2 protein-coding genes are annotated in these 1,816 nt (G+C 52.6%); both read right to left on the reverse strand.

Features of this window, described 5'->3' with window-relative positions:
* Positions 1-376 precede the first annotated feature (376 nt).
* Positions 377-802, reverse strand: a complete 426-nt coding sequence (locus ABIE61_RS18710) for a DUF3995 domain-containing protein (RefSeq protein WP_354412392.1) — start codon at positions 800-802, stop codon at positions 377-379.
* Between the two features lie 272 nt (positions 803-1,074).
* Complete coding sequence (locus ABIE61_RS18715) at positions 1,075-1,704, reverse strand: LysE family translocator (protein WP_354412393.1); 630 nt, start codon at positions 1,702-1,704, stop codon at positions 1,075-1,077.
* Between the last annotated feature and the right edge of the window lie 112 nt (positions 1,705-1,816).

Raw genomic sequence — 1,816 nt, forward strand, 5'->3', positions numbered from 1 at the left:
TGTCACAGATGGCCATCCACTTCCCAGGGCGCTTGGAACATCACATCAGCCTATAAGGCTGGTTGGCTGACACAGAGTTTTGAACACCCTCCGAACCGGCACATTAACCGTATCGTATACTGCCCTCGATACGACTGTATCAGAGCGTACTTTAATTCGTGTTGGCTCGCAAAGTACGCAGCTGCTTTTTTACAGATTCAAGCTCGTTCCTCAAGGCTTCTCGTACACGCGAACTACCGCATGTCTGACTGCCTCGCGGCGAGGCTCCTCTATGCAATGCTGATATTTATCCTGGCCATCTTGCACCTCGTCAGGGGTAAACCTATTGATAGAAGGTGTCTATTGCTCGTGGGTAGCTCAGAAAGTTAACAGTCTGTTATAGACTACCTGCCGCCAATGTTAAGAATGCGCCGCCAGCTAACAGACAGAAAGGCGAAAACAGCCAGCTGTCATACGTTGCAAACTTCGAGCCTTTCACACGTTTGAAGAAACCAACATACTTGAATTCTCCTATCGCTCGCAGGACGAGCACGCCCCCGACTGCGAAGCCGAGAAAGACAGCATAAGGAGTGAGCGCAGCGGCGTTACTGGCTCCAAACCCGAGGACCAGTGCGATTAGGGCGAAGCCAGTGAGCACGAATGCAACCGCAATCGTTGCCGCTGCCCCAGGCACGAAGGCTGGTGCTCCATCTATCTCAGGGAGAGCTGCTGAGATGCCGAGCTTTCCGCCGAGCGCCCAATACAAATGCAATGCCGCCAATCCTGCGAACGATACGACGAGTAGGATCGCTATTGTTTCCATAGTTCCCTCCATTGGATATAACGCTTGCAGCATACACAATCACGGCGCGGAGCCGAAGATGCAATGTTATGGGCGTTTCTGCGCCTGCATTGGTTAGACTGGAAACCCCTTCCCACTCCAAAGATGTGCCAGTAACTCAACAATACCCCGGATAGTGACTGACACTAGTAATACCGTGACATTCTCAATCTAAAGCCACCGTAAAGGGCCGAAAGAGCGAGGCCTTGGAGGGCCCTGCTAGCAAAGCGTCTGACAACAGCCATTTTTTGCTTCTACACGGTCGGACGCTTGGCCAGCAATGCCCACACGCCTGCTGCTGAAAGCAGGGTACCACCAGCAAAATTAAATCTACGCTGCGCTTTGGGCGAGAGAAGCAGCCGACGGGCAGATGATGCGAAAACCGTGTAAAGCGTGGCATTAACGGTCGCCAAAGCAACAAATGTGACGGCAAGTAGCCACATTTGAAACACCCCGTTTTCACCCGGCGTAATGAATTGAGGTAAAAAGGCCATGAAAAAAACAATACCCTTTGGATTAAGCGCGGTCACCAAATACGTGTTGGCGAATAACTTCAAGCGTGAGGAGTCAGGCGCCGGCTCCGCCATATCGGTGGGTGAGAACCCTGCCCGAAACAACTTAATCCCAAGGTAAAGCAGGTACAAGCCACCAACCACTTTCACAGCTGTAAACCAAAAAGCAGATACCGCGAGCAATGCCCCCAACCCCACGAGTGAGGCAAACAATGCGGTGGAGTCACCAAGCGCAACAGCTGCCACCAAAGGAATATTCGCGCGACGACCGTGAGTAACTGAATAGCTGATGACGGCCAAAATTGTCGGGCCGGGAATCACCAACAGGACCGCCGATGCGACGACGAATGCAAACCAGGATTCAATTGCCATGAGACGTCTCCTAAACGCGTCGTGGTAGAACGGCCTGTTACCAGACCGCCCCCACACAGATCCGGACGTGCGGAACTACCGCATCCGGCTCCTCAGTTATATTGTCGCTCGT

It is taken from the genome of Marinobacterium sp. MBR-111 (genome assembly GCF_040547585.1).
Taxonomy (GTDB): domain Bacteria; phylum Pseudomonadota; class Gammaproteobacteria; order Pseudomonadales; family Balneatricaceae; genus Marinobacterium; species Marinobacterium iners.

Coding starts and splice junctions, on each gene's coding strand:
- ABIE61_RS18710 (WP_354412392.1), bottom strand. CDS start 802: ATGGAAACAATAGCGATCCTACTCGTCGTATCGTTCGCAGGATTGGCG.
- ABIE61_RS18715 (WP_354412393.1), bottom strand. CDS start 1,704: ATGGCAATTGAATCCTGGTTTGCATTCGTCGTCGCATCGGCGGTCCTG.